This window comes from Streptacidiphilus sp. MAP12-16 (genome assembly GCF_041262165.1).
Lineage (GTDB): Bacteria > Actinomycetota > Actinomycetes > Streptomycetales > Streptomycetaceae > Streptacidiphilus.
This window is the reverse complement of sequence record NZ_JBGCBY010000001.1, coordinates 365,486-381,253: the sequence shown is the minus strand read 5'-3', so window position 1 is coordinate 381,253 and position 15,768 is coordinate 365,486. Positions and strand designations below refer to the sequence as shown.

Below are 15,768 nucleotides of genomic sequence, written 5' to 3'. Positions count from 1 at the left end.
ACCTCGCCACAATGGGCGAAGGCATGCGGGAGCAAGCTACGAGTGAGCCGACACAGCAGTCTACGTCAGCGGACAAGCGATAGTGAAATCCACCGGAACCGTGTCAGCCCAGCGGGTCGGGGGCGGCGGTGATGCCCAGTTCCGACAGCCGGGCCCGGCCGCCGTCGAACGCGGTGAGGACCAGCGGCCCCTCCTCGGTCACGGCGATGGAGTGCTCCCAGTGCGAGGCCCAGGTGCCGTCGTTGGTCTTGACGGTCCATTCGTCGGCCAGCGTGTGCGTCTTGGGCGTGCCCAGACTGACCATCGGCTCGATGGCGATGCAGAAGCCGGGAACCAGCTTGGGGCCGCGGCCGCGCTTGCGGTCGACGTAGTTGAGCAGGTGCGGGTCCATGTGCATCTCGGTGCCGATGCCGTGGCCGCCGAAGTCCTCGATGATGCCGTACTTGCCCTTGGGCGGCAGCGGCTGCCGGCGGATGTAGCCCTCGATGGCGCGACTGATGTCCGAGAGCCGGTTGTTCTTCTTCACCGCGGCGATGCCGGCCCACATCGAGTCCTCGGTGACCTGGCTGAGCAGGTGCAGTTCCGGCGCGTGGCCGCCGCCGACGAAGACGGTGATCGCTGCGTCGCCGTGCCAGCCGTCCACGATCGCGCCGCAGTCGATCGAGATGATGTCACCGTCGGCGAGCTTCCGGTCTCCGGGGATGCCGTGCACCACCTCGTCGTTGACGGAGGCGCAGATCACACCCGTGAAGCCGTGGTAGCCAAGGAAGTTGGACTTGGCCCCGTGGTCGCTGATCACCTTCGCGGCGATGGCGTTGAGCTCGCCCGTGGTGATGCCGGGCGCGACCGCCTCGCGGCACGCCTTGAGCGCTTCGGCGACGACCAGTCCCGCCTCCCGCATCTTCGCGATCTGCTCGGGGGTCTTGATCTCAACCATGCTCGCTCGCCTTCCCAGCACTACTGGTTCTTCCTCGTTGCCGACCGTTCCACGGTACGGCCCTGTCCTGAAACGTGCTCCGGCCGTGACACCCAGGGGCGTCACGGCCGGTCCTGCGGCACTGACCTGGGTCAGTCCTCGTCCTCGTCCTTGCGCAGCGCCTCGATCGCGCGCCGCGTCACCTCGTCGACACTGCCCATCGCGAGGATGGTGGTGACCAGGCCCTGCTCCTGGTAGTACTCGATGATCGGCTCGGTCTGCGTGTGGTAGACCTCCAGCCGGGTCCGCACCGTCTCCTCGGTGTCGTCGCCCCGCTGGTAGAGCTCCCCGCCGCAGATGTCGCAGACGCCGTCGACCTGTGGCCGCTTGTACTCCACGTGGAAGATGTGCTGGTTGTTGTTGCGACAGGTACGGCGACCGGCGATCCGGCGCACCACCTCGTCCTCGGGGACCTCCAGGTCCAGCACACCGTCGAGCGAGATCCCCCACTCCTTCAGGATCTCGTCCAGCGCCACGGCCTGGGTGACGTTCCGCGGGAAGCCGTCCAGCAGGAAGCCGTTGGCGGCATCCGGCTCGGCCAGGCGGTCCTTGGCCATGGCGATGGTCACCTCGTCCGGGACGAGCTGTCCGGCGTCCATGATGCTCTTGGCAGCGAGCCCGAGCTCGGTGCCCTGGCTGATGTTGGCGCGGAAGAGGTCACCGGTGGACACGTGCGGGATGGACAGAGTCTTGGCCAGCAGTGCGGCCTGAGTACCCTTCCCTGCCCCGGGCGGTCCGACGAGGACAATACGCATCAGCGGAGGAACCCTTCGTAGTTGCGCTGCTGGAGCTGGCTCTCGATCTGCTTCACAGTTTCAAGGCCGACACCGACAACGATCAGAATGCTCGTACCGCCGAACGGGAAGTTCTGTGACGCGCCGAACAACCCGAGCGCGACCAACGGAACCATGGCGATCAGGCCCAGGTACAGGGAGCCCGGCCAGGTGATCCTGGTCAACACGTAGTTCAGGTATTCGGCCGTCGGGCGGCCCGCCCGGATGCCCGGGATGAAGCCACCATACTTCTTCATGTTGTCGGCAACTTCTTCGGGGTTGAAGGAGATGGCGACGTAGAAGAAGGCGAAGAAGACGATCAGCAGGAAGTACATCAGGGCATAGAGCGGCTTGTCGCTCTTGACCAGGTTTGTGTCGACCCAGACCGCCCACGGCGCCGTGCTTCCGCTGAGCTTGACGATCAGCCCGGGGATGTAGAGCAGCGAGCTCGCGAAGATGACCGGGATCACACCGGCCTGGTTGACCTTCAGCGGAATGTAGGTCGAGGTCCCGCCGTACGCTCGGCGGCCGATCATCCGCTTGGCGTACTGCACCGGGATGCGGCGCTGCGCCTGCTCGACGAAGACCACCAGGGCGACCATGGCCAGGCCCATGATGACGACGAAGACGAAGGTCGCCCAGCCCTTGCTGGTCTTGATCAGCCAGAGCGAGGACGGGAAGCCGGCCGCCACCGAGGTGAAGATCAGGATCGACATGCCGTTGCCGATGCCCCGGTCGGTGATCAGCTCACCGAGCCACATGATCACCGTGGTGCCCGCGGTCATGGTGATGACCATGACCGCGATGGAGAAGACCCCCGTGTTCGGCACGATCTTGCTGGTGTCACAGGTCACACCGCTGAACAGGGCGCCGGTGGACGCCGTGGCCACGATGCCGGTCGCCTGGAGCACCGCCAGCGCGATGGTCAGGTAGCGGGTGTACTGCGTGATCTTCGTCTGACCGGCCTGGCCCTCCTTCTTGAGGGCGTCCAGACGCGGGATCACCACCGTCAGCAGCTGAAGGATGATGCTGGACGTGATGTAGGGCATGATGCCCAGCGCGAAGATCGTGATCTGCAGTAGCGCGCCGCCGCTGAACAGGTTGACCAGCCCGAGCAGGTTGGAACCGCTCGACTTCGACGCGTTGACACACGCCTGGACAGCCTTGAAGTCCACTCCGGGGACAGGGATGTGCGCACCCATCCGGAAGACGACCATGATGCCCAGCGTGAACAGCAGCTTCTTGCGCAGGTCGGGCGTCTTGAACGCCCGGGCGAACGCGGTGAGCACGGTGCCTCCTGCAGCTCCCTGCCGAGAGCGGCGGGAGGGACGGTGTATCTGGACCCAGCACGAATCGAAACAGGGCCGGAAGGTGGGTTCTGCCGCCTGCCGGTCGACGGTTCGCAAGCACAGCCTGCGGCCAACCTACAAGTGGACTCCACGGACTCTAACAGTCTGTGGGCGCCCGTATGAAGCACGTGCCCGAGACCTTCGGACCACAACAGGCCCCCGAACCCCGCAATGTCCGGATTCGGGAAGCCAAAAGGCCGGACCCGTCACTCCGAAGAGCGACGGGCCCGGCCCTGAAGGCTTGTCAGCCGAGGTCTGAGACGAGTCCCAGATGAGCTCGACGACCCTGCCGTCGCGGCGGCGACTGACTAGATGAGCTCAGTGACCGTGCCACCGGCAGCGGTGATCTTCTCAGCCGCGGAGCCGGAGACGGCGTCAACCGAAACCTGCAGCGCGACGGTGATCTCACCGGTGCCGAGCACCTTGACGAGCGAGTTCTTGCGAACCGCGCCCTTGGCGACCAGGTCCTCGACGGTGACCTCGCCACCCTCGGGGTAGAGCGCACCGAGCTTGTCCAGGTTCACGACCTGGAACTCCACCCGGAACGGGTTCTTGAAGCCCTTGAGCTTCGGCAGACGCATGTGAAGGGGCATCTGGCCACCCTCGAAGCGCGCCGGCACCTGGTAACGCGCCTTGGTGCCCTTGGTACCACGACCGGCGGTCTTACCCTTGGATGCCTCACCACGACCGACACGGGTCTTGGCGGTCTTGGCACCCGGGGCGGGCCGCAGGTTGTGGATCTTCAGCGGGTTCTGCTCCGCCATTTCAGTCCACCTCCTCGACCGTGACGAGGTGACGGACGGTCTGGGCCATCCCGCGGATCTCGGGACGGTCCTCCTTCACGACCACGTCGTGCATGCGCTTGAGACCAAGCGAACGCAGGGTGTCACGGTGGTTCTGCTTGCTGCCGATGTAGGACTTGGTCTGCGTGATCTTCAGGCGAGCCATTACGCAGCCCCCTGCCCAGCAGCACGCGCACGCAGCAGGGCTGCGGGAGCGACGTCCTCCAGCGGCAGTCCACGACGGGCGGCGACCTCTTCGGGGCGCTGAAGGCCCTTCAGTGCCGCGACCGTGGCGTGCACGACGTTGATCGCGTTGTCGGAGCCCATGGACTTCGACAGGATGTCGTGAACGCCGGCGCACTCGAGCACGGCGCGCACGGGACCACCGGCGATAACACCGGTACCCGGCGAAGCCGGCTTGAGCAGGACGACGCCCGCGGCCCTCTCACCCGTGATCGGGTGGGGGATGGTGCCCTGGATACGGGGAACCTTGAAGAAGTTCTTCTTCGCTTCCTCGACACCCTTGGCGATGGCCGCGGGAACTTCCTTGGCCTTGCCGTAACCGACACCTACGGTGCCGTCACCGTCGCCCACCACGACCAGCGCGGTGAAGCTGAAACGACGACCACCCTTGACAACCTTGGCGACACGGTTGATCGCGACAACACGCTCGACGTACGCGGTCTTCTCGACGACGGGAGCGCCGTCACGACCATCCCGCTTACGGTCACGCCGCTCGCCACCGCCGGTGCCGCCGCCGGCGCCGCTACCGCGGCGCTGGGGTCCAGCCATTGGATTTACCTCTCTCGTTTACGTCCGCCAGCTTGGGCGAGCGGGTCAGAAGTCGAGCCCGGCCTCGCGGGCAGCGTCCGCCAGGGCGGCGATGCGCCCGGCGTACTGGTTGCCCGCGCGGTCAAAGACGACCGACTCGACGCCGGCAGCCTTGGCGCGCTCGGCGACCAGGGCTCCGACCTTCTTTGCCTGCTCGGTCTTGTCACCGTCGACGCCCTTGATGGACACGTCGAGGGTGGACGCCGAAGCCAGCGTGTGGCCCGCGAGGTCGTCGATCACCTGCGCCACGATGTGGCGGTTGGAACGAGACACGACCAGGCGCGGACGCACCGGCGTACCGGAGACGCGCTTGCGGACGCGGATGGCGCGGCGCTTGCGGGCGGCGGCCTTGTAACCGTTGCCCTTACCGATCTTCACACTGAGGCTCATGAGCTACTTACCACTCTTTCCGACCTTGCGGCGGATGACCTCGCCGGCGTACTTGACACCCTTGGCCTTGTACGGGTCGGGCTTGCGCAGCTTGCGGATCTTCGCAGCCACCTCGCCAACCTGCTGCTTGTCGATGCCGTCCACGTGGAACTTGGTGGGCGACTCGACCACGAAGGCGATGCCCTCGGGGGCCTCGATCAGGATCGGGTGGCTGTAGCCGAGCGCGAACTCCATGGAGGAGCCCTTCGCTGCGACGCGGTAGCCGACCCCGCTGATCTCGAGCGACTTGCGGTAGCCCGCGGTCACGCCGGTGATCATGTTCGCCACCAGCGTGCGGGAAAGGCCGTGCAGGGCCTTAGACATACGCTCGTCGTTGGGGCGGGTGACGAGCAGAGTGCCGTCCTCACCCTTGGCGATGTCGATCGGCGCGGCAACGGTGTGGGCAAGGGAACCCTTGGGGCCCTTGACCGAGACCGTGCGGCCATCGATGGTGACGTCCACGCCGGCGGGAACCGGGATGGGCAGCCGTCCAATGCGAGACATTGCTGTACCTCCGAATTCCCTTAGTTACCAGACGTAGGCGAGGACTTCCCCACCCACGCCCTTCTTGGCTGCCTGCTGTCCGGTGAGCAGACCTGCGGACGTGGAGATGATCGCCACGCCCAGGCCGCCGAGCACCTTCGGCATGCTGGTGGACTTGGTGTAGACCCGCAGACCCGGCTTGGAGATCCGCTTGATGCCCGCGATCGAGCGCTCACGGTTCGGGCCGAACTTGAGGTCGAGTGTCAGCTTCTTGCCGACCTCGCCCTCCTTCGGCTCCTCAACCTTCCATCCCGTGATGTAGCCCTCCTGCTGGAGGATCTCGGCGATGTGAGTCTTGATCTTGCTGTGGGGCATCACGACAGTGTCGTGGTAGGCCGAGTTCGCGTTTCGCAGACGCGTCAGCATGTCTGCGATCGGGTCGGTCATGGTCATGATGGCCTGTGGCCTCTCTCACCGCGGTTTCCCGAAGCGCGCAGCCCGGGGTTGAACCAGAGCGGGCGCGGCGCGGGGACCTGCGGTGTAGTAAGACGAATCAGGGGCGCGAGGCCCCGACCTCACCACCTTACGGGACTCCCTGGGGAGTTCCAAAAGCGGTGCGGTCGGGGGCCCTGCTAACCCGGATGCTTACCCAGAAGTCCTGGACTACCAGGAGCTCTTGGTGACGCCCGGCAGCTCGCCGCGGTGTGCCATCTCACGAAGGCAGATGCGGCAGAGACCGAACTTGCGGTACACGGAGTGCGGACGGCCGCAGCGCTGGCAGCGGGTGTAACCCCGGACGCCGAACTTCGGCTTGCGCTCCGCCTTCGCGATGAGGGACTTCTTAGCCATGTGCTCAGTTCTCCTTGAACGGGAAGCCAAGGGCACGCAGCAGCGCCCGGCCCTCGTCGTCGGTCTGGGCAGTGGTGACCACGGTGATGTCCATGCCGCGCTGGCGGTCGACCTTGTCCTGGTCGATCTCGTGGAACATGACCTGCTCGGTCAGACCGAAGGTGTAGTTGCCCTTGCCGTCGAACTGCTTCGGCGACAGGCCGCGGAAGTCGCGGATGCGCGGAAGCGCCAGCGACACCAGACGGTCCAGGAACTCCCACATGCGGTCGCCACGAAGGGTGACGTGGGTACCGATCGGCTGGCCCTCACGCAGCTTGAACTGCGCGATGGACTTGCGAGCCTTGGTCACGGTCGGCTTCTGACCGGTGATCGCGGTGAGGTCCTTGACCGCACCGTCGATCAGCTTGGAGTCGCGGGCGGCGTCGCCCACGCCCATGTTGACCACGACCTTGACCAGGCCGGGGATCAGCATGACGTTCTCGTAGGAGAACTCCTCCTGCAGCTGACCCTTGATCTCGGAGCGGTAGCGCTCCTTGAGACGGGGGTTCACCTTCTCAACAGAGGTGTCGGTCATCAGATGTCCTCACCGGTTCGCTTGGCAACGCGGATCTTGTTGCCCTCGTCATCGAAGCGGTAACCGACGCGGGTGACGACCTTCTTGCCGTCCTTCTCCACGACCAGCTGAACGTTGCTGACGTGGATCGGGGCCTCGGTCGTCACGATGCCGCCGGTCTGGGCACCACGGGCGGTCTGGCCGACCTTGGTGTGCTTCTTGACCCGGTTGACACCCTCGACCAGAACGCGGTCCTCAGTAGGGATGGCCTGAATGACCTTGCCCTGCTTGCCCTTGTCCTTGCCGGTGATGACCTGGACCAGGTCACCCTTCTTGATCTTCATAGCGTTCTTCGTGGTGTACTTCGCAGCACGGTTCGTCATGGCTAGAGCACCTCCGGCGCAAGCGAGATGATCTTCATGAACTTCTTGTCGCGCAGCTCACGGCCCACCGGGCCGAAGATGCGCGTGCCGCGCGGGTCACCATCGGTGTTCTTGAGGATGACCGCGGCGTTCTCGTCGAAACGGATGTAGGAACCGTCCGGACGACGGCGCTCCTTCACGGTGCGGACGATGACGGCCTTGACCACATCGCCCTTCTTCACGTTGCCACCGGGGATCGCGTCCTTGACGGTGGCGACGATGACGTCACCGATTCCCGCGTAGCGTCGGCCGGAGCCACCGAGAACGCGGATGCAAAGGATTTCCTTCGCGCCCGTGTTGTCGGCGACACGCAGTCGCGACTCCTGCTGGATCACAGCTTTCTCCTGATCGTCAACGATCGGGACCGGGCCGGCCCGCTGCTCACCTGAGCGTTCCTCCGGAGAGGAACCTCAGGCACATACGAGCCGCGCCCAATCGCGTTCGTTACTACTTGGCCTTCTCGAGGATCTCGACGACGCGCCAGTTCTTCGTCGCGGACAGCGGCCGGGTCTCCATGAGGAGGACACGGTCGCCGACACCCGCGGCGTTGGTCTCGTCGTGCGCCTTCAGCTTGTTCGTACGGCGGATGACCTTGCCGTACAGCGCGTGCTTGACGCGGTCCTCGACAGCGACGACGACGGTCTTGTCCATCTTGTCGCTGACGACCAGACCCTCACGGGTCTTGCGGAAGCCGCGTGCTTCGGTCACGTTGGTGTTCTCAGTCATCAGGCCTTCTCTACCGTCTCGATGCCCAGCTCGCGCTCGCGCATCAGGGTGTAGATCCGCGCGATGTCCTTCCGGACGAGCTTGAGCCGTCCGTGGTTGTCGAGCTGTCCGGTCGCCGCCTGGAAGCGGAGGTTGAACAGCTCCTCCTTGGCCTCACGGAGCTTGGCGACGAGACCCTCGCCGTCCAGCTCGCGAAGCTCTGCAGCCGTGGTGGTGGCCGACATCAGCTCTCACCTGCCTCGCGCCGGACAATCCGGCACTTCATCGGAAGCTTGTGCGCGGCGCGGGTAAGCGCCTCGCGCGCAGTCTTCTCGTTCGGGTACGACAACTCGAACATCACGCGTCCGGGGTGCACGTTGGCAATCCACCACTCCGGCGAACCCTTACCGGAACCCATGCGGGTCTCGGCAGGCTTCTTGGTGAGGGGACGGTCCGGGTAGATGTTGATCCAGACCTTGCCACCGCGCTTGATGTGACGAGTGATGGAGATACGAGCGGACTCGATCTGCCGGTTCGTCACGTACGCCGGCGTGACGGCCTGAAGGCCGTACTCGCCGAACGCCAACTCGGTACCGCCCTTAGCCATGCCACGCCGCTTGGGGTGGTGCTGCTTGCGGTGCTTGACCCTGCGAGGGATCAGCATTGGGTCAGGCCTCCGTTCCGGTTTCGTTCGAGGGTGCTGCCTCGGCCGGAGCCTCGGTCACCGCGGCCGGAGCCTCGGCTGCCGGACGACGGCCACGGCCACCGCGCTCGCCACCGGCGGGGCGCTCAGCACCACGACGGGGACGCTCGGCCGGGCCACCCGCGCGGGGCGGACGGTTGCCGGCCTTGGCGGCTGCGTTGTCGGCGCGAACCTCGGCGATGTTCTTGACGTCGCCCTTGTAGATCCACACCTTGACGCCGATGCGACCGAAGGTGGTCTTGGCCTCGAAGAAGCCGTAGTCCACGTTGGCACGCAGGGTGTGCAGGGGCACACGGCCCTCGCGGTAGAACTCAGAGCGGGACATCTCGGCGCCGCCGAGACGACCGGAGCACTGGATCTTGATGCCCTTGGCGCCGGACTTCATCGTGCCCTGCATGCTCTTACGCATGGCGCGACGGAAGGAGACGCGGGAGGACAGCTGCTCCGCGACGCCCTGAGCCACGAGCTGGGCGTCCAGCTCGGGGTTCTTGACCTCGAGGATGTTCAGCTGGACCTGCTTGCCGGTCAGCTTCTCGAGGTCGCCGCGGATGCGGTCGGCCTCGGTGCCGCGACGGCCGATGACGATGCCGGGACGAGCGGTGTGGATGTCCACCCGCACGCGGTCACGGGTGCGCTCGATCTCAACCTTCGAGATACCGGCGCGCTCCATGCCGGACGACATCATCCGACGGATGGCGACGTCTTCCTTGACGTAGTCCTTGTACAGCTTGTCGGCGTACCAGCGGGACTTGAAGTCCGTGGTGATACCGAGGCGGAACCCATGCGGGTTTACCTTCTGGCCCATTACCGGGTCCCTTCCTTCGACGCGAGAACCACAGTGATGTGGCTCGTCCGCTTGCGGATCCGGTACGCGCGGCCCTGGGCCCGCGGACGGAAACGCTTCAGGGTCGGGCCCTCGTCGACGTACGCCTCAGCGACGTACAGCGACTCCACGTTGTTGTGGTTGTAGTTGTGCACGGCGTTGGCGATGGCGCTGTCGAGCACCTTGCCAACCGGCACAGACGCGGCCTGCGGAGCGAAACGCAGGACCGCCTGGGCCTCCGTGGCATGCATGCCACGGATGAGGTCCACCACGCGGCGGGCCTTCATGGGCGTGACGCGGATGTACCGCGCCTGGGCCCTGGCTTCCATGGTTGTCCCCTTGTTGGTGTCTGTCATGGTCTTCGCTTTCCGCTGATCAGCGACGACGCGACTTGCGGTCGTCCTTCTCATGGCCGCGGAAGGTGCGGGTCGGCGCGAACTCGCCGAGCTTGTGGCCGACCATCGACTCGGTGACGAACACCGGGACGTGCTTCCGACCGTCGTGCACCGCGAGGGTGTGGCCCAGCATCGCCGGCACGATCATGGAGCGGCGGGACCAGGTCTTGATGACGTTCTGGGTACCTGCTTCGTTCTGAACATCCACCTTCTTCATGAGGTGGTCGTCGACGAAGGGCCCCTTCTTGAGGCTGCGCGGCATCGAGACTGCTCCTAGCGCTTCTTGTTCGTCTTGCGGCGGCGGACGATGTACTTGTTGGACGCCTTCTTCGGCGAACGAGTACGACCCTCCTTCTGACCCCACGGCGAAACCGGGTGGCGACCACCGGAGGTCTTGCCCTCACCACCACCGTGCGGGTGGTCGATCGGGTTCATGGCGACACCACGCACGGTCGGGCGAACGCCCTTCCAGCGCATACGGCCGGCCTTGCCCCAGTTGATGTTCGACTGCTCGGCGTTGCCGACCTCGCCAATGGTGGCGCGGCAGCGGGCGTCGACCAGGCGAACCTCGCCCGAGGGCATGCGGAGGTGGGCGTAGACGCCCTCCTTCGCGAGCAGCTGCACGGAGGAACCCGCGGAACGGGCGATCTTCGCTCCGCCGCCGGGCCGAAGCTCGATGGCGTGGATGACCGTACCGACCGGGATGTTGCGCAGCGGCAGGTTGTTGCCCGGCTTGATGTCGGCCTGAGGGCCGTTCTCAACCCGGTCGCCCTGGCCCAGCTTGGCCGGGGCGATGATGTAGCGCTTCTCACCGTCTGCGTAGTGCAGCAGTGCGATGCGTGCGGTGCGGTTGGGGTCGTACTCGATGTGAGCGACCTTGGCCGGAACGCCGTCCTTGTCGTGACGACGGAAGTCGATGACGCGGTACGCGCGCTTGTGACCGCCACCCTGGTGGCGGACAGTGACGCGACCGGCGTTGTTACGACCGCCCTTGCTGTGCAGCGGGCGGACCAGCGACTTTTCCGGCTCGGACCGCGTGATCTCGACGAAGTCGGCAACGCTGGAGCCACGACGGCCCGGCGTTGTCGGCTTGTACTTGCGGATGCCCATGGCTTCTTCTGTCCTCGTCCGTTTCGGTTATCCGACTCGCCGTCAGGCGGTGGTCGGAGCCCCGAAGATGTCGATGGGCTTGCTGCCCTCTGCCAGCGTCACGATGGCGCGCTTGGTGTCCTTGCGCTTGCCGAACCCGGTCTTGGAGCGCTTGCGCTTGCCGACCCGGTTGATCGTGTTGACGTTGGCGACCTTGACCGCGAAGACCGCCTCGACGGCCTGCTTGATCTGGGTCTTGTTGGAGCCCGGCGCCACGATGAACGTGTACTTGCCCTCGTCGAGGAGCGCGTAGCTCTTCTCCGAGATGACCGGCTTGAGCAGAACGTCACGGTGGTCCGTGAAGGTCTTGCTGGTGATCGTCGCGTCGCTCATCAGGCGTCGCTCCCTTCGAGCTCGCTCGAGGAGGCAACGGCCTTCGCGGACGCGGCAGGGCCGGTCACGAAGCGCTCGAAGGCGGCCTGGGTGAAGACCACATCGTCGGAGACGAGCACGTCGTAGGTGTTCAGCTGACCGGCGTCAAGGATGTGCACCTCGGGCAGGTTGCGGGCGCTCTTGATCGCCAGCTCGTCGTCGCGCTCGACCACGAGGAGGACGTTCTTGCGCTCGCTGATCTTGCCGATCAGGATGCGGGCAGCCTTGGTGGACGGCGCCTCGCCCGCGGTCACGCCGGTGATGACGTGGATGCGGGAGTTGCGGGCCCGGTCGGTCAGGGCGCCACGCAGTGCGGCGGCCTTCATCTTCTTGGGCGTCCGCTGCGAGTAGTCGCGCGGCTGGGGGCCGTGCACGACGCCACCGCCGGCGAACTGGGGAGCGCGGGTCGAACCCTGACGGGCGCGGCCGGTGCCCTTCTGGCGGTAAGGCTTGCGCCCACCACCGCGGACCTCGGCGCGGGTCTTGGTCTTGTGCGTACCCTGGCGGGCCGCAGCCAGCTGGGCCACCACGACCTGGTGGATCAGCGGAATGCTGACCTTCGCGTCGAAGATCTCGGCCGGCAGCTCGACGGTGCCGACGGTCTCACCCGCAGGGGAGAGAACATTGATGGTGCTCATTGCTTCAGGCCCCCTTCGCCGCGGTGCGGACCAGGATGAGGCCGCCGTTCGGACCGGGGATCGCTCCCTTGATGAGGAGCAGGCCCTTCTCCGCGTCAACGGCGTGGATGGTCAGGTTCTGGGTGGTCACACGCTCGTGGCCCATGCGACCAGCCATCTTCATGCCCTTGAACACGCGACCCGGGGTGGCGCAGCCACCGATCGAGCCGGGCGAACGGTGCTTGCGCTGCACGCCGTGACCGGCGCCCAGACCGTGGAAGTTGTGGCGCTTCATGACACCCGCGAAGCCCTTGCCCTTGCTGGTACCGGTCACGTCGACCTTGATACCGGCCTCGAACACCTCAGCGGTGATCTCCTGGCCCAGGGTGTACTCGGCGGCGTCGCTGGTGCGCAGCTCGACGAGGTGGCGACGGGGGGTGACGCCGGCCTTGGCGAAGTGGCCCGCGAGGGGCTTGTTCACCTTGCGCGGGTCGATCTCGCCGAAGCCGAACTGCACGGCGTCGTAGCCGGTGCTGTCAGCGGTGTGGACCTGGGTCACGACATTCGGCCCGGCCTTGACGACGGTCACCGGAACGATCCGGTTGTTCTCGTCCCAGACCTGGGTCATGCCGAGCTTCTCGCCCAGGATGCCCTTAATCTGCTTAGCCATCTTCAGCTCCCGCCCTTCAGAGCTTGATCTCGATGTCGACGCCGGCCGGGAGGTCGAGTCGCATCAGAGAGTCAACGGTCTTGGGGGTCGGGTCGAGGATGTCGATCAGACGCTTGTGAGTGCGCATCTCGAAGTGCTCGCGCGAGTCCTTGTACTTGTGCGGCGAGCGGATGACGCAGTACACGTTCTTCTCAGTGGGCAGCGGCACCGGGCCCGCGACCTGCGCACCAGTACGCGTCACCGTCTCGACGATCTTCTTCGCCGAGGAATCGATGACCTCGTGGTCGTAGGCCTTGAGCCGGATGCGGATCTTCTGTCCCGCCATGGCTACTTCGTAGTCCTTCTGTCGTCTTTGCTTTACGAACCGGTTCCTCCGGGTGGAGTCTCCGGTGGCGTCCTGTTCGACCCACGCGGTCGGGCGTGTCGCGCTGCCCGCCATAAAAAAGCCTTGGCCGAACCCTTGGCCCCACGGGCATCCGTCACATCTGCATGACGGTCACAACGGGAGGCGAGACGCCGGGCGAGGCCCTGCATGCACTTCCCGGAAGATTCCCGTACGTCCGTGCCGCAGCTGCCGCGCTTCGTCACAATCAACTAGGCAACGGCCATCACGGGCACGACGAGTACTGTGGGACTCGCTTCCGGTCCTCCCGACGGGAGGCGCGCAGCATCGGCGCTCTACCGAGCAACTTGGCTAGTGTGCCATACCGGACACAGGGTGCGCCAATCGGCGGATCATAGTACGCCTGGTCAGCGCCGAGGAGCGGGTCGCCCCGATCGCCTGCGGACAGCACCCTTTCACATGAACAAGGACAGACATGTCTGCTGCCCAGCACGGCGGATCGACGGAACAGTCCGCTCCGCCGACGCCCGTAGCGGGACCCGCTCCCGGTAGAGCCGCCCGCCGCCGCAGGCGTCCGGGCTGGCTGCTGCTCTCCCCGCTGCTGCTGCTGCCTCCGCTGGCCACGCTGCTGGGCGTGGACGCCGTGGTGCCGGCCGCACTGCTGATCGCCACCGCCGGACTGCTGCGCGCCGGAGACACCCTGTTCGACCGGTTCCTGCTCTCCGCGGCGCTGCTGGCCGGGGCGCTGCCGGCCTTCGGTCTGCTGCTCTCGGTCTGGCCCTGGGGGCTGCAGCCGCTCGCAGTAGGCGAGTTGGGAGTCTGCGTGCTGCTGGCCGCGGCAGCCGCGACCGGCCGGCAGTTCGCACTGCCGCGCCGCTTCCCGGCCAGGGACTGGGTGCTGACCGCGACGGCCGCCGCCGTGACCTCCTTCTACCTGCGGCCGATGCTGGGCTCGGGTTCGACCGCGCGGCTCTCGAAGTACATCTCCGCTGAGGACCTCGCCCGGCACTTCGGACTCTTCGACTCGATCCGCAACCTGGGCGGCTACGCCTTTCTGAACACCCGCCAGAACGTCGACGTCCTGCAGCCGGGCATGGCGGCCTACCCCCAGGGAAGCCACTTCGACCTGGCCCTGCTCGACCGCTTCCTCAACCCTGGCGCCGGTACGCCGGTCAGCGAACTGCCGCACTTCCTGATGCTGACCACGCTGGTCTGCGCCGGGTTCGTGATCGCGGTGAGCTGGGCCGCCTGCCGGGTGGCGGGGCCGCGGCTGGGTGGAGCGGTCGCACTCCCGCTCGCCGTCCTCACCTCGGCGTACCTCTGCATGGTCGAGGGCACGGCGATGCTGGACAACGGCTTCCTCAGCGAGATGTTCGGTCTCGGGCTGTTCGCCGTGCTGCTGGCGGTCGCGGTACGCCCGGTCGGGCGGCCCAGGGAGCAACTGCTGCTGATGTCGGCGCTGTTGGTCGGCATCAGCTTCAGCTACTACCTGTGGGTTCCGGTCAGCGGCGCCGTAGTGGTCAGCTCGCTGCTGGTGCACCGGCGATCGACGCTCACCGGACGCCACCCGCTGGCAGTGCTGTGCGTGGGCGGTGTCACCGCGGTGCTGGTGGTCGTCCCCGTCGCGGTCAACTGGTCAGTGGTGAACTCCAGCGCGGTACTGAACACCGCCGGCGGCATAATCGCCGTCAGCCGGCACCTGCTGATCCCGCTGGTGGCGGTGGTCGCACTGCTGTCGCTGCTCGCGGTGTCCCGAGGCGACCGGGCCGCCCGGGTCACCTGCCTGGCTCTGCTCTGGTCGGGGCTGGCGGCCTTCGCGGTGCTGGAGTACCAGACGCACACCATCGGCCACAGCTCCTACTACTACGAGAAGATGCTGCACCAGCTCGCGGTGGCGGCCCTGGTCGGCACCGGGTCCGCTGCGGTGCTCCAGCCGCGCGGCACCGCGGCCGCCGGAAACCGGCTGTGGGCGGCCGTGCTCTCGGTGGCGGCCTGCGGCTGCGTGCTACTGACGGCCTACTACAACGCGCAGGGCGACGGATCGCCGGCCGTCTCGGCCGTCGACCGGGCCAAGGGTTACCTCTACGACACCAGCGGCGAGGACGCCGTCGCCAGGACCGCACTGCGGGAGGCAGGCGCGACGGACAGCTCGCACCAGCCGATGGCCACGCTGATCCTGCTGGACTCGCTCAAGAAGAACTACCAGGGCAACTACTACGCGACCCTGTGGGTGAACGTGCTGAACCGCACCGCCGGCAAGGCCGGGCAGCTGGCCAGCTGGGGCTTCGTCCCGGTCGAGCGGGTACGCGACATTCCGCACACGCTGCCCGCGCAGCTGGACACGCTCGACCACTCGCTGCGGGTGGTGACCGACTCCGCGACGGTTCGGCGGGACGTCCTCGCCTACGCGGGCGCCCACCCCGACAGGGACGTCGAGCTCCACCAGGTCAGCGGCTGAGCAGCAGGTCGGCCGGACCGTTCCGGTTGACAAACTCGTGGGGTAGGGTGACGCGGCGGCTGGGTATACATAGGCGCCGTGCGGCG

The 15,768-nt window shown here is 66.4% G+C and carries 25 protein-coding genes; 1 reads left to right on the top strand and 24 read right to left on the bottom strand.

The features are described 5' to 3' along the window. Window positions 1–103 precede the first annotated feature (103 nt). From map to rpsJ, 24 genes are all read right to left on the bottom strand, one after another. Window positions 104–937 carry a type I methionyl aminopeptidase gene (gene map, locus ABIA33_RS01745; protein ID WP_370076094.1) on the bottom strand — a complete coding sequence of 278 codons (834 nt, stop codon included), beginning with the start codon at window positions 935–937 and terminating at the stop codon, window positions 104–106. Between the two features lie 131 nt (window positions 938–1,068). Further along, complete coding sequence (locus tag ABIA33_RS01740; protein ID WP_370076092.1) at window positions 1,069–1,731, bottom strand: adenylate kinase; 663 nt, start codon at window positions 1,729–1,731, stop codon at window positions 1,069–1,071. Then, window positions 1,731–3,038 (bottom strand): preprotein translocase subunit SecY, encoded by a 1,308-nt coding sequence (gene secY, locus ABIA33_RS01735; RefSeq protein WP_370076090.1) that lies wholly within the window; start codon window positions 3,036–3,038, stop codon window positions 1,731–1,733. The genes ABIA33_RS01740 and secY overlap by 1 nt, the downstream gene beginning before the upstream one ends. A gap of 368 nt (window positions 3,039–3,406) precedes the next feature. Next, window positions 3,407–3,862, bottom strand: a complete 456-nt coding sequence (gene rplO, locus ABIA33_RS01730; RefSeq protein WP_370076088.1) for a 50S ribosomal protein L15 — start codon at window positions 3,860–3,862, stop codon at window positions 3,407–3,409. A gap of 1 nt (window position 3,863) precedes the next feature. Continuing rightward, window positions 3,864–4,046 carry a 50S ribosomal protein L30 gene (gene rpmD / locus ABIA33_RS01725; protein ID WP_030251557.1) on the bottom strand — a complete coding sequence of 61 codons (183 nt, stop codon included), beginning with the start codon at window positions 4,044–4,046 and terminating at the stop codon, window positions 3,864–3,866. Beyond that, window positions 4,046–4,672 (bottom strand): 30S ribosomal protein S5, encoded by a 627-nt coding sequence (gene rpsE / locus ABIA33_RS01720; protein WP_370076086.1) that lies wholly within the window; start codon window positions 4,670–4,672, stop codon window positions 4,046–4,048. Before rpsE ends, rpmD begins: the two co-directional genes overlap by 1 nt. A 45-nt stretch (window positions 4,673–4,717) precedes the next feature. Beyond that, window positions 4,718–5,101: a 50S ribosomal protein L18 gene (gene rplR, locus ABIA33_RS01715; RefSeq protein WP_370076084.1), complete on the bottom strand. Its 384-nt coding sequence runs from the start codon at window positions 5,099–5,101 to the stop codon at window positions 4,718–4,720. Window positions 5,102–5,104: 3 nt separating this feature from the next. After that, window positions 5,105–5,644: a 50S ribosomal protein L6 gene (gene rplF, locus ABIA33_RS01710; protein ID WP_370076082.1), complete on the bottom strand. Its 540-nt coding sequence runs from the start codon at window positions 5,642–5,644 to the stop codon at window positions 5,105–5,107. Between the two features lie 24 nt (window positions 5,645–5,668). Then, window positions 5,669–6,076: a 30S ribosomal protein S8 gene (rpsH, locus tag ABIA33_RS01705; RefSeq protein WP_370076080.1), complete on the bottom strand. Its 408-nt coding sequence runs from the start codon at window positions 6,074–6,076 to the stop codon at window positions 5,669–5,671. A 210-nt stretch (window positions 6,077–6,286) separates the two neighbouring features. Then, entirely contained in the window at window positions 6,287–6,472 is a 186-nt protein-coding gene (locus ABIA33_RS01700) for a type Z 30S ribosomal protein S14 (RefSeq protein ID WP_123497028.1), read from the bottom strand. A gap of 4 nt (window positions 6,473–6,476) precedes the next feature. Further along, window positions 6,477–7,046, bottom strand: coding sequence for a 50S ribosomal protein L5 (gene rplE / locus ABIA33_RS01695; RefSeq protein WP_370076077.1), 570 nt, complete (start codon window positions 7,044–7,046; stop codon window positions 6,477–6,479). Then, window positions 7,046–7,369: a 50S ribosomal protein L24 gene (rplX, locus tag ABIA33_RS01690; protein WP_034093714.1), complete on the bottom strand. Its 324-nt coding sequence runs from the start codon at window positions 7,367–7,369 to the stop codon at window positions 7,046–7,048. Before rplX ends, rplE begins: the two co-directional genes overlap by 1 nt. 41 nt (window positions 7,370–7,410) lie before the next feature. Further along, complete coding sequence (gene rplN / locus ABIA33_RS01685; RefSeq protein ID WP_030251577.1) at window positions 7,411–7,782, bottom strand: 50S ribosomal protein L14; 372 nt, start codon at window positions 7,780–7,782, stop codon at window positions 7,411–7,413. A gap of 112 nt (window positions 7,783–7,894) precedes the next feature. Further along, window positions 7,895–8,173: a 30S ribosomal protein S17 gene (rpsQ, locus tag ABIA33_RS01680; RefSeq protein WP_370076075.1), complete on the bottom strand. Its 279-nt coding sequence runs from the start codon at window positions 8,171–8,173 to the stop codon at window positions 7,895–7,897. Continuing rightward, window positions 8,173–8,397 carry a 50S ribosomal protein L29 gene (gene rpmC / locus ABIA33_RS01675; protein ID WP_123497034.1) on the bottom strand — a complete coding sequence of 75 codons (225 nt, stop codon included), beginning with the start codon at window positions 8,395–8,397 and terminating at the stop codon, window positions 8,173–8,175. Before rpmC ends, rpsQ begins: the two co-directional genes overlap by 1 nt. Then, on the bottom strand, window positions 8,397–8,816 hold the full coding sequence (rplP, locus tag ABIA33_RS01670; protein ID WP_370076072.1) for a 50S ribosomal protein L16: 420 nt from the start codon (window positions 8,814–8,816) through the stop codon (window positions 8,397–8,399). The genes rpmC and rplP overlap by 1 nt, the downstream gene beginning before the upstream one ends. A 4-nt stretch (window positions 8,817–8,820) precedes the next feature. Next, complete coding sequence (gene rpsC, locus ABIA33_RS01665) at window positions 8,821–9,660, bottom strand: 30S ribosomal protein S3 (protein WP_370076070.1); 840 nt, start codon at window positions 9,658–9,660, stop codon at window positions 8,821–8,823. Beyond that, window positions 9,660–10,007 carry a 50S ribosomal protein L22 gene (rplV, locus tag ABIA33_RS01660; RefSeq protein ID WP_370076238.1) on the bottom strand — a complete coding sequence of 116 codons (348 nt, stop codon included), beginning with the start codon at window positions 10,005–10,007 and terminating at the stop codon, window positions 9,660–9,662. The genes rpsC and rplV overlap by 1 nt, the downstream gene beginning before the upstream one ends. Window positions 10,008–10,053: 46 nt before the next feature. Beyond that, window positions 10,054–10,335, bottom strand: a complete 282-nt coding sequence (gene rpsS / locus ABIA33_RS01655; protein WP_034089814.1) for a 30S ribosomal protein S19 — start codon at window positions 10,333–10,335, stop codon at window positions 10,054–10,056. 11 nt (window positions 10,336–10,346) lie between these two features. Continuing rightward, window positions 10,347–11,183, bottom strand: coding sequence for a 50S ribosomal protein L2 (rplB, locus tag ABIA33_RS01650; RefSeq protein ID WP_370076068.1), 837 nt, complete (start codon window positions 11,181–11,183; stop codon window positions 10,347–10,349). A gap of 42 nt (window positions 11,184–11,225) precedes the next feature. Continuing rightward, window positions 11,226–11,555 carry a 50S ribosomal protein L23 gene (gene rplW, locus ABIA33_RS01645; protein WP_370076066.1) on the bottom strand — a complete coding sequence of 110 codons (330 nt, stop codon included), beginning with the start codon at window positions 11,553–11,555 and terminating at the stop codon, window positions 11,226–11,228. After that, window positions 11,555–12,232: a 50S ribosomal protein L4 gene (gene rplD, locus ABIA33_RS01640; protein ID WP_370076064.1), complete on the bottom strand. Its 678-nt coding sequence runs from the start codon at window positions 12,230–12,232 to the stop codon at window positions 11,555–11,557. The genes rplW and rplD overlap by 1 nt, the downstream gene beginning before the upstream one ends. Before the next feature lie 4 nt (window positions 12,233–12,236). Continuing rightward, window positions 12,237–12,881: a 50S ribosomal protein L3 gene (rplC, locus tag ABIA33_RS01635; protein ID WP_370076062.1), complete on the bottom strand. Its 645-nt coding sequence runs from the start codon at window positions 12,879–12,881 to the stop codon at window positions 12,237–12,239. 16 nt (window positions 12,882–12,897) lie between these two features. Continuing rightward, window positions 12,898–13,206, bottom strand: coding sequence for a 30S ribosomal protein S10 (gene rpsJ, locus ABIA33_RS01630; protein ID WP_020549238.1), 309 nt, complete (start codon window positions 13,204–13,206; stop codon window positions 12,898–12,900). Between the two features lie 493 nt (window positions 13,207–13,699). On the opposite strand from rpsJ, the gene ABIA33_RS01625 reads away from it, so the two are divergent. Then, window positions 13,700–15,682, top strand: coding sequence for a hypothetical protein (locus tag ABIA33_RS01625; RefSeq protein WP_370076060.1), 1,983 nt, complete (start codon window positions 13,700–13,702; stop codon window positions 15,680–15,682). The last annotated feature ends 86 nt before the right edge of the window (window positions 15,683–15,768 follow it).

Bases quoted from the DNA above. Each gene is read 5' to 3' on its own strand.
- map (WP_370076094.1), bottom strand. From the start codon at position 937: ATGGTTGAGATCAAGACCCCCGAGCAGATCGCGAAGATGCGGGAGGCG.
- ABIA33_RS01740 (WP_370076092.1), bottom strand. From the start codon at position 1,731: ATGCGTATTGTCCTCGTCGGACCGCCCGGGGCAGGGAAGGGTACTCAG.
- rplO (WP_370076088.1), bottom strand. From the start codon at position 3,862: ATGGCGGAGCAGAACCCGCTGAAGATCCACAACCTGCGGCCCGCCCCG.
- rpmD (WP_030251557.1), bottom strand. From the start codon at position 4,046: ATGGCTCGCCTGAAGATCACGCAGACCAAGTCCTACATCGGCAGCAAG.
- rpsE (WP_370076086.1), bottom strand. From the start codon at position 4,672: ATGGCTGGACCCCAGCGCCGCGGTAGCGGCGCCGGCGGCGGCACCGGC.
- rplR (WP_370076084.1), bottom strand. From the start codon at position 5,101: ATGAGCCTCAGTGTGAAGATCGGTAAGGGCAACGGTTACAAGGCCGCC.
- rplF (WP_370076082.1), bottom strand. From the start codon at position 5,644: ATGTCTCGCATTGGACGGCTGCCCATCCCGGTTCCCGCCGGCGTGGAC.
- rpsH (WP_370076080.1), bottom strand. From the start codon at position 6,076: ATGACCATGACCGACCCGATCGCAGACATGCTGACGCGTCTGCGAAAC.
- ABIA33_RS01700 (WP_123497028.1), bottom strand. From the start codon at position 6,472: ATGGCTAAGAAGTCCCTCATCGCGAAGGCGGAGCGCAAGCCGAAGTTC.
- rplE (WP_370076077.1), bottom strand. From the start codon at position 7,046: ATGACCGACACCTCTGTTGAGAAGGTGAACCCCCGTCTCAAGGAGCGC.
- rplX (WP_034093714.1), bottom strand. From the start codon at position 7,369: ATGAAGATCAAGAAGGGTGACCTGGTCCAGGTCATCACCGGCAAGGAC.
- rpsQ (WP_370076075.1), bottom strand. From the start codon at position 8,173: ATGACTGAGAACACCAACGTGACCGAAGCACGCGGCTTCCGCAAGACC.
- rpmC (WP_123497034.1), bottom strand. From the start codon at position 8,397: ATGTCGGCCACCACCACGGCTGCAGAGCTTCGCGAGCTGGACGGCGAG.
- rplP (WP_370076072.1), bottom strand. From the start codon at position 8,816: ATGCTGATCCCTCGCAGGGTCAAGCACCGCAAGCAGCACCACCCCAAG.
- rpsC (WP_370076070.1), bottom strand. From the start codon at position 9,660: ATGGGCCAGAAGGTAAACCCGCATGGGTTCCGCCTCGGTATCACCACG.
- rplV (WP_370076238.1), bottom strand. From the start codon at position 10,007: ATGGAAGCCAGGGCCCAGGCGCGGTACATCCGCGTCACGCCCATGAAG.
- rpsS (WP_034089814.1), bottom strand. From the start codon at position 10,335: ATGCCGCGCAGCCTCAAGAAGGGGCCCTTCGTCGACGACCACCTCATG.
- rplB (WP_370076068.1), bottom strand. From the start codon at position 11,183: ATGGGCATCCGCAAGTACAAGCCGACAACGCCGGGCCGTCGTGGCTCC.
- rplW (WP_370076066.1), bottom strand. From the start codon at position 11,555: ATGAGCGACGCGACGATCACCAGCAAGACCTTCACGGACCACCGTGAC.
- rplD (WP_370076064.1), bottom strand. From the start codon at position 12,232: ATGAGCACCATCAATGTTCTCTCCCCTGCGGGTGAGACCGTCGGCACC.
- rplC (WP_370076062.1), bottom strand. From the start codon at position 12,881: ATGGCTAAGCAGATTAAGGGCATCCTGGGCGAGAAGCTCGGCATGACC.
- rpsJ (WP_020549238.1), bottom strand. From the start codon at position 13,206: ATGGCGGGACAGAAGATCCGCATCCGGCTCAAGGCCTACGACCACGAG.
- ABIA33_RS01625 (WP_370076060.1), top strand. From the start codon at position 13,700: ATGTCTGCTGCCCAGCACGGCGGATCGACGGAACAGTCCGCTCCGCCG.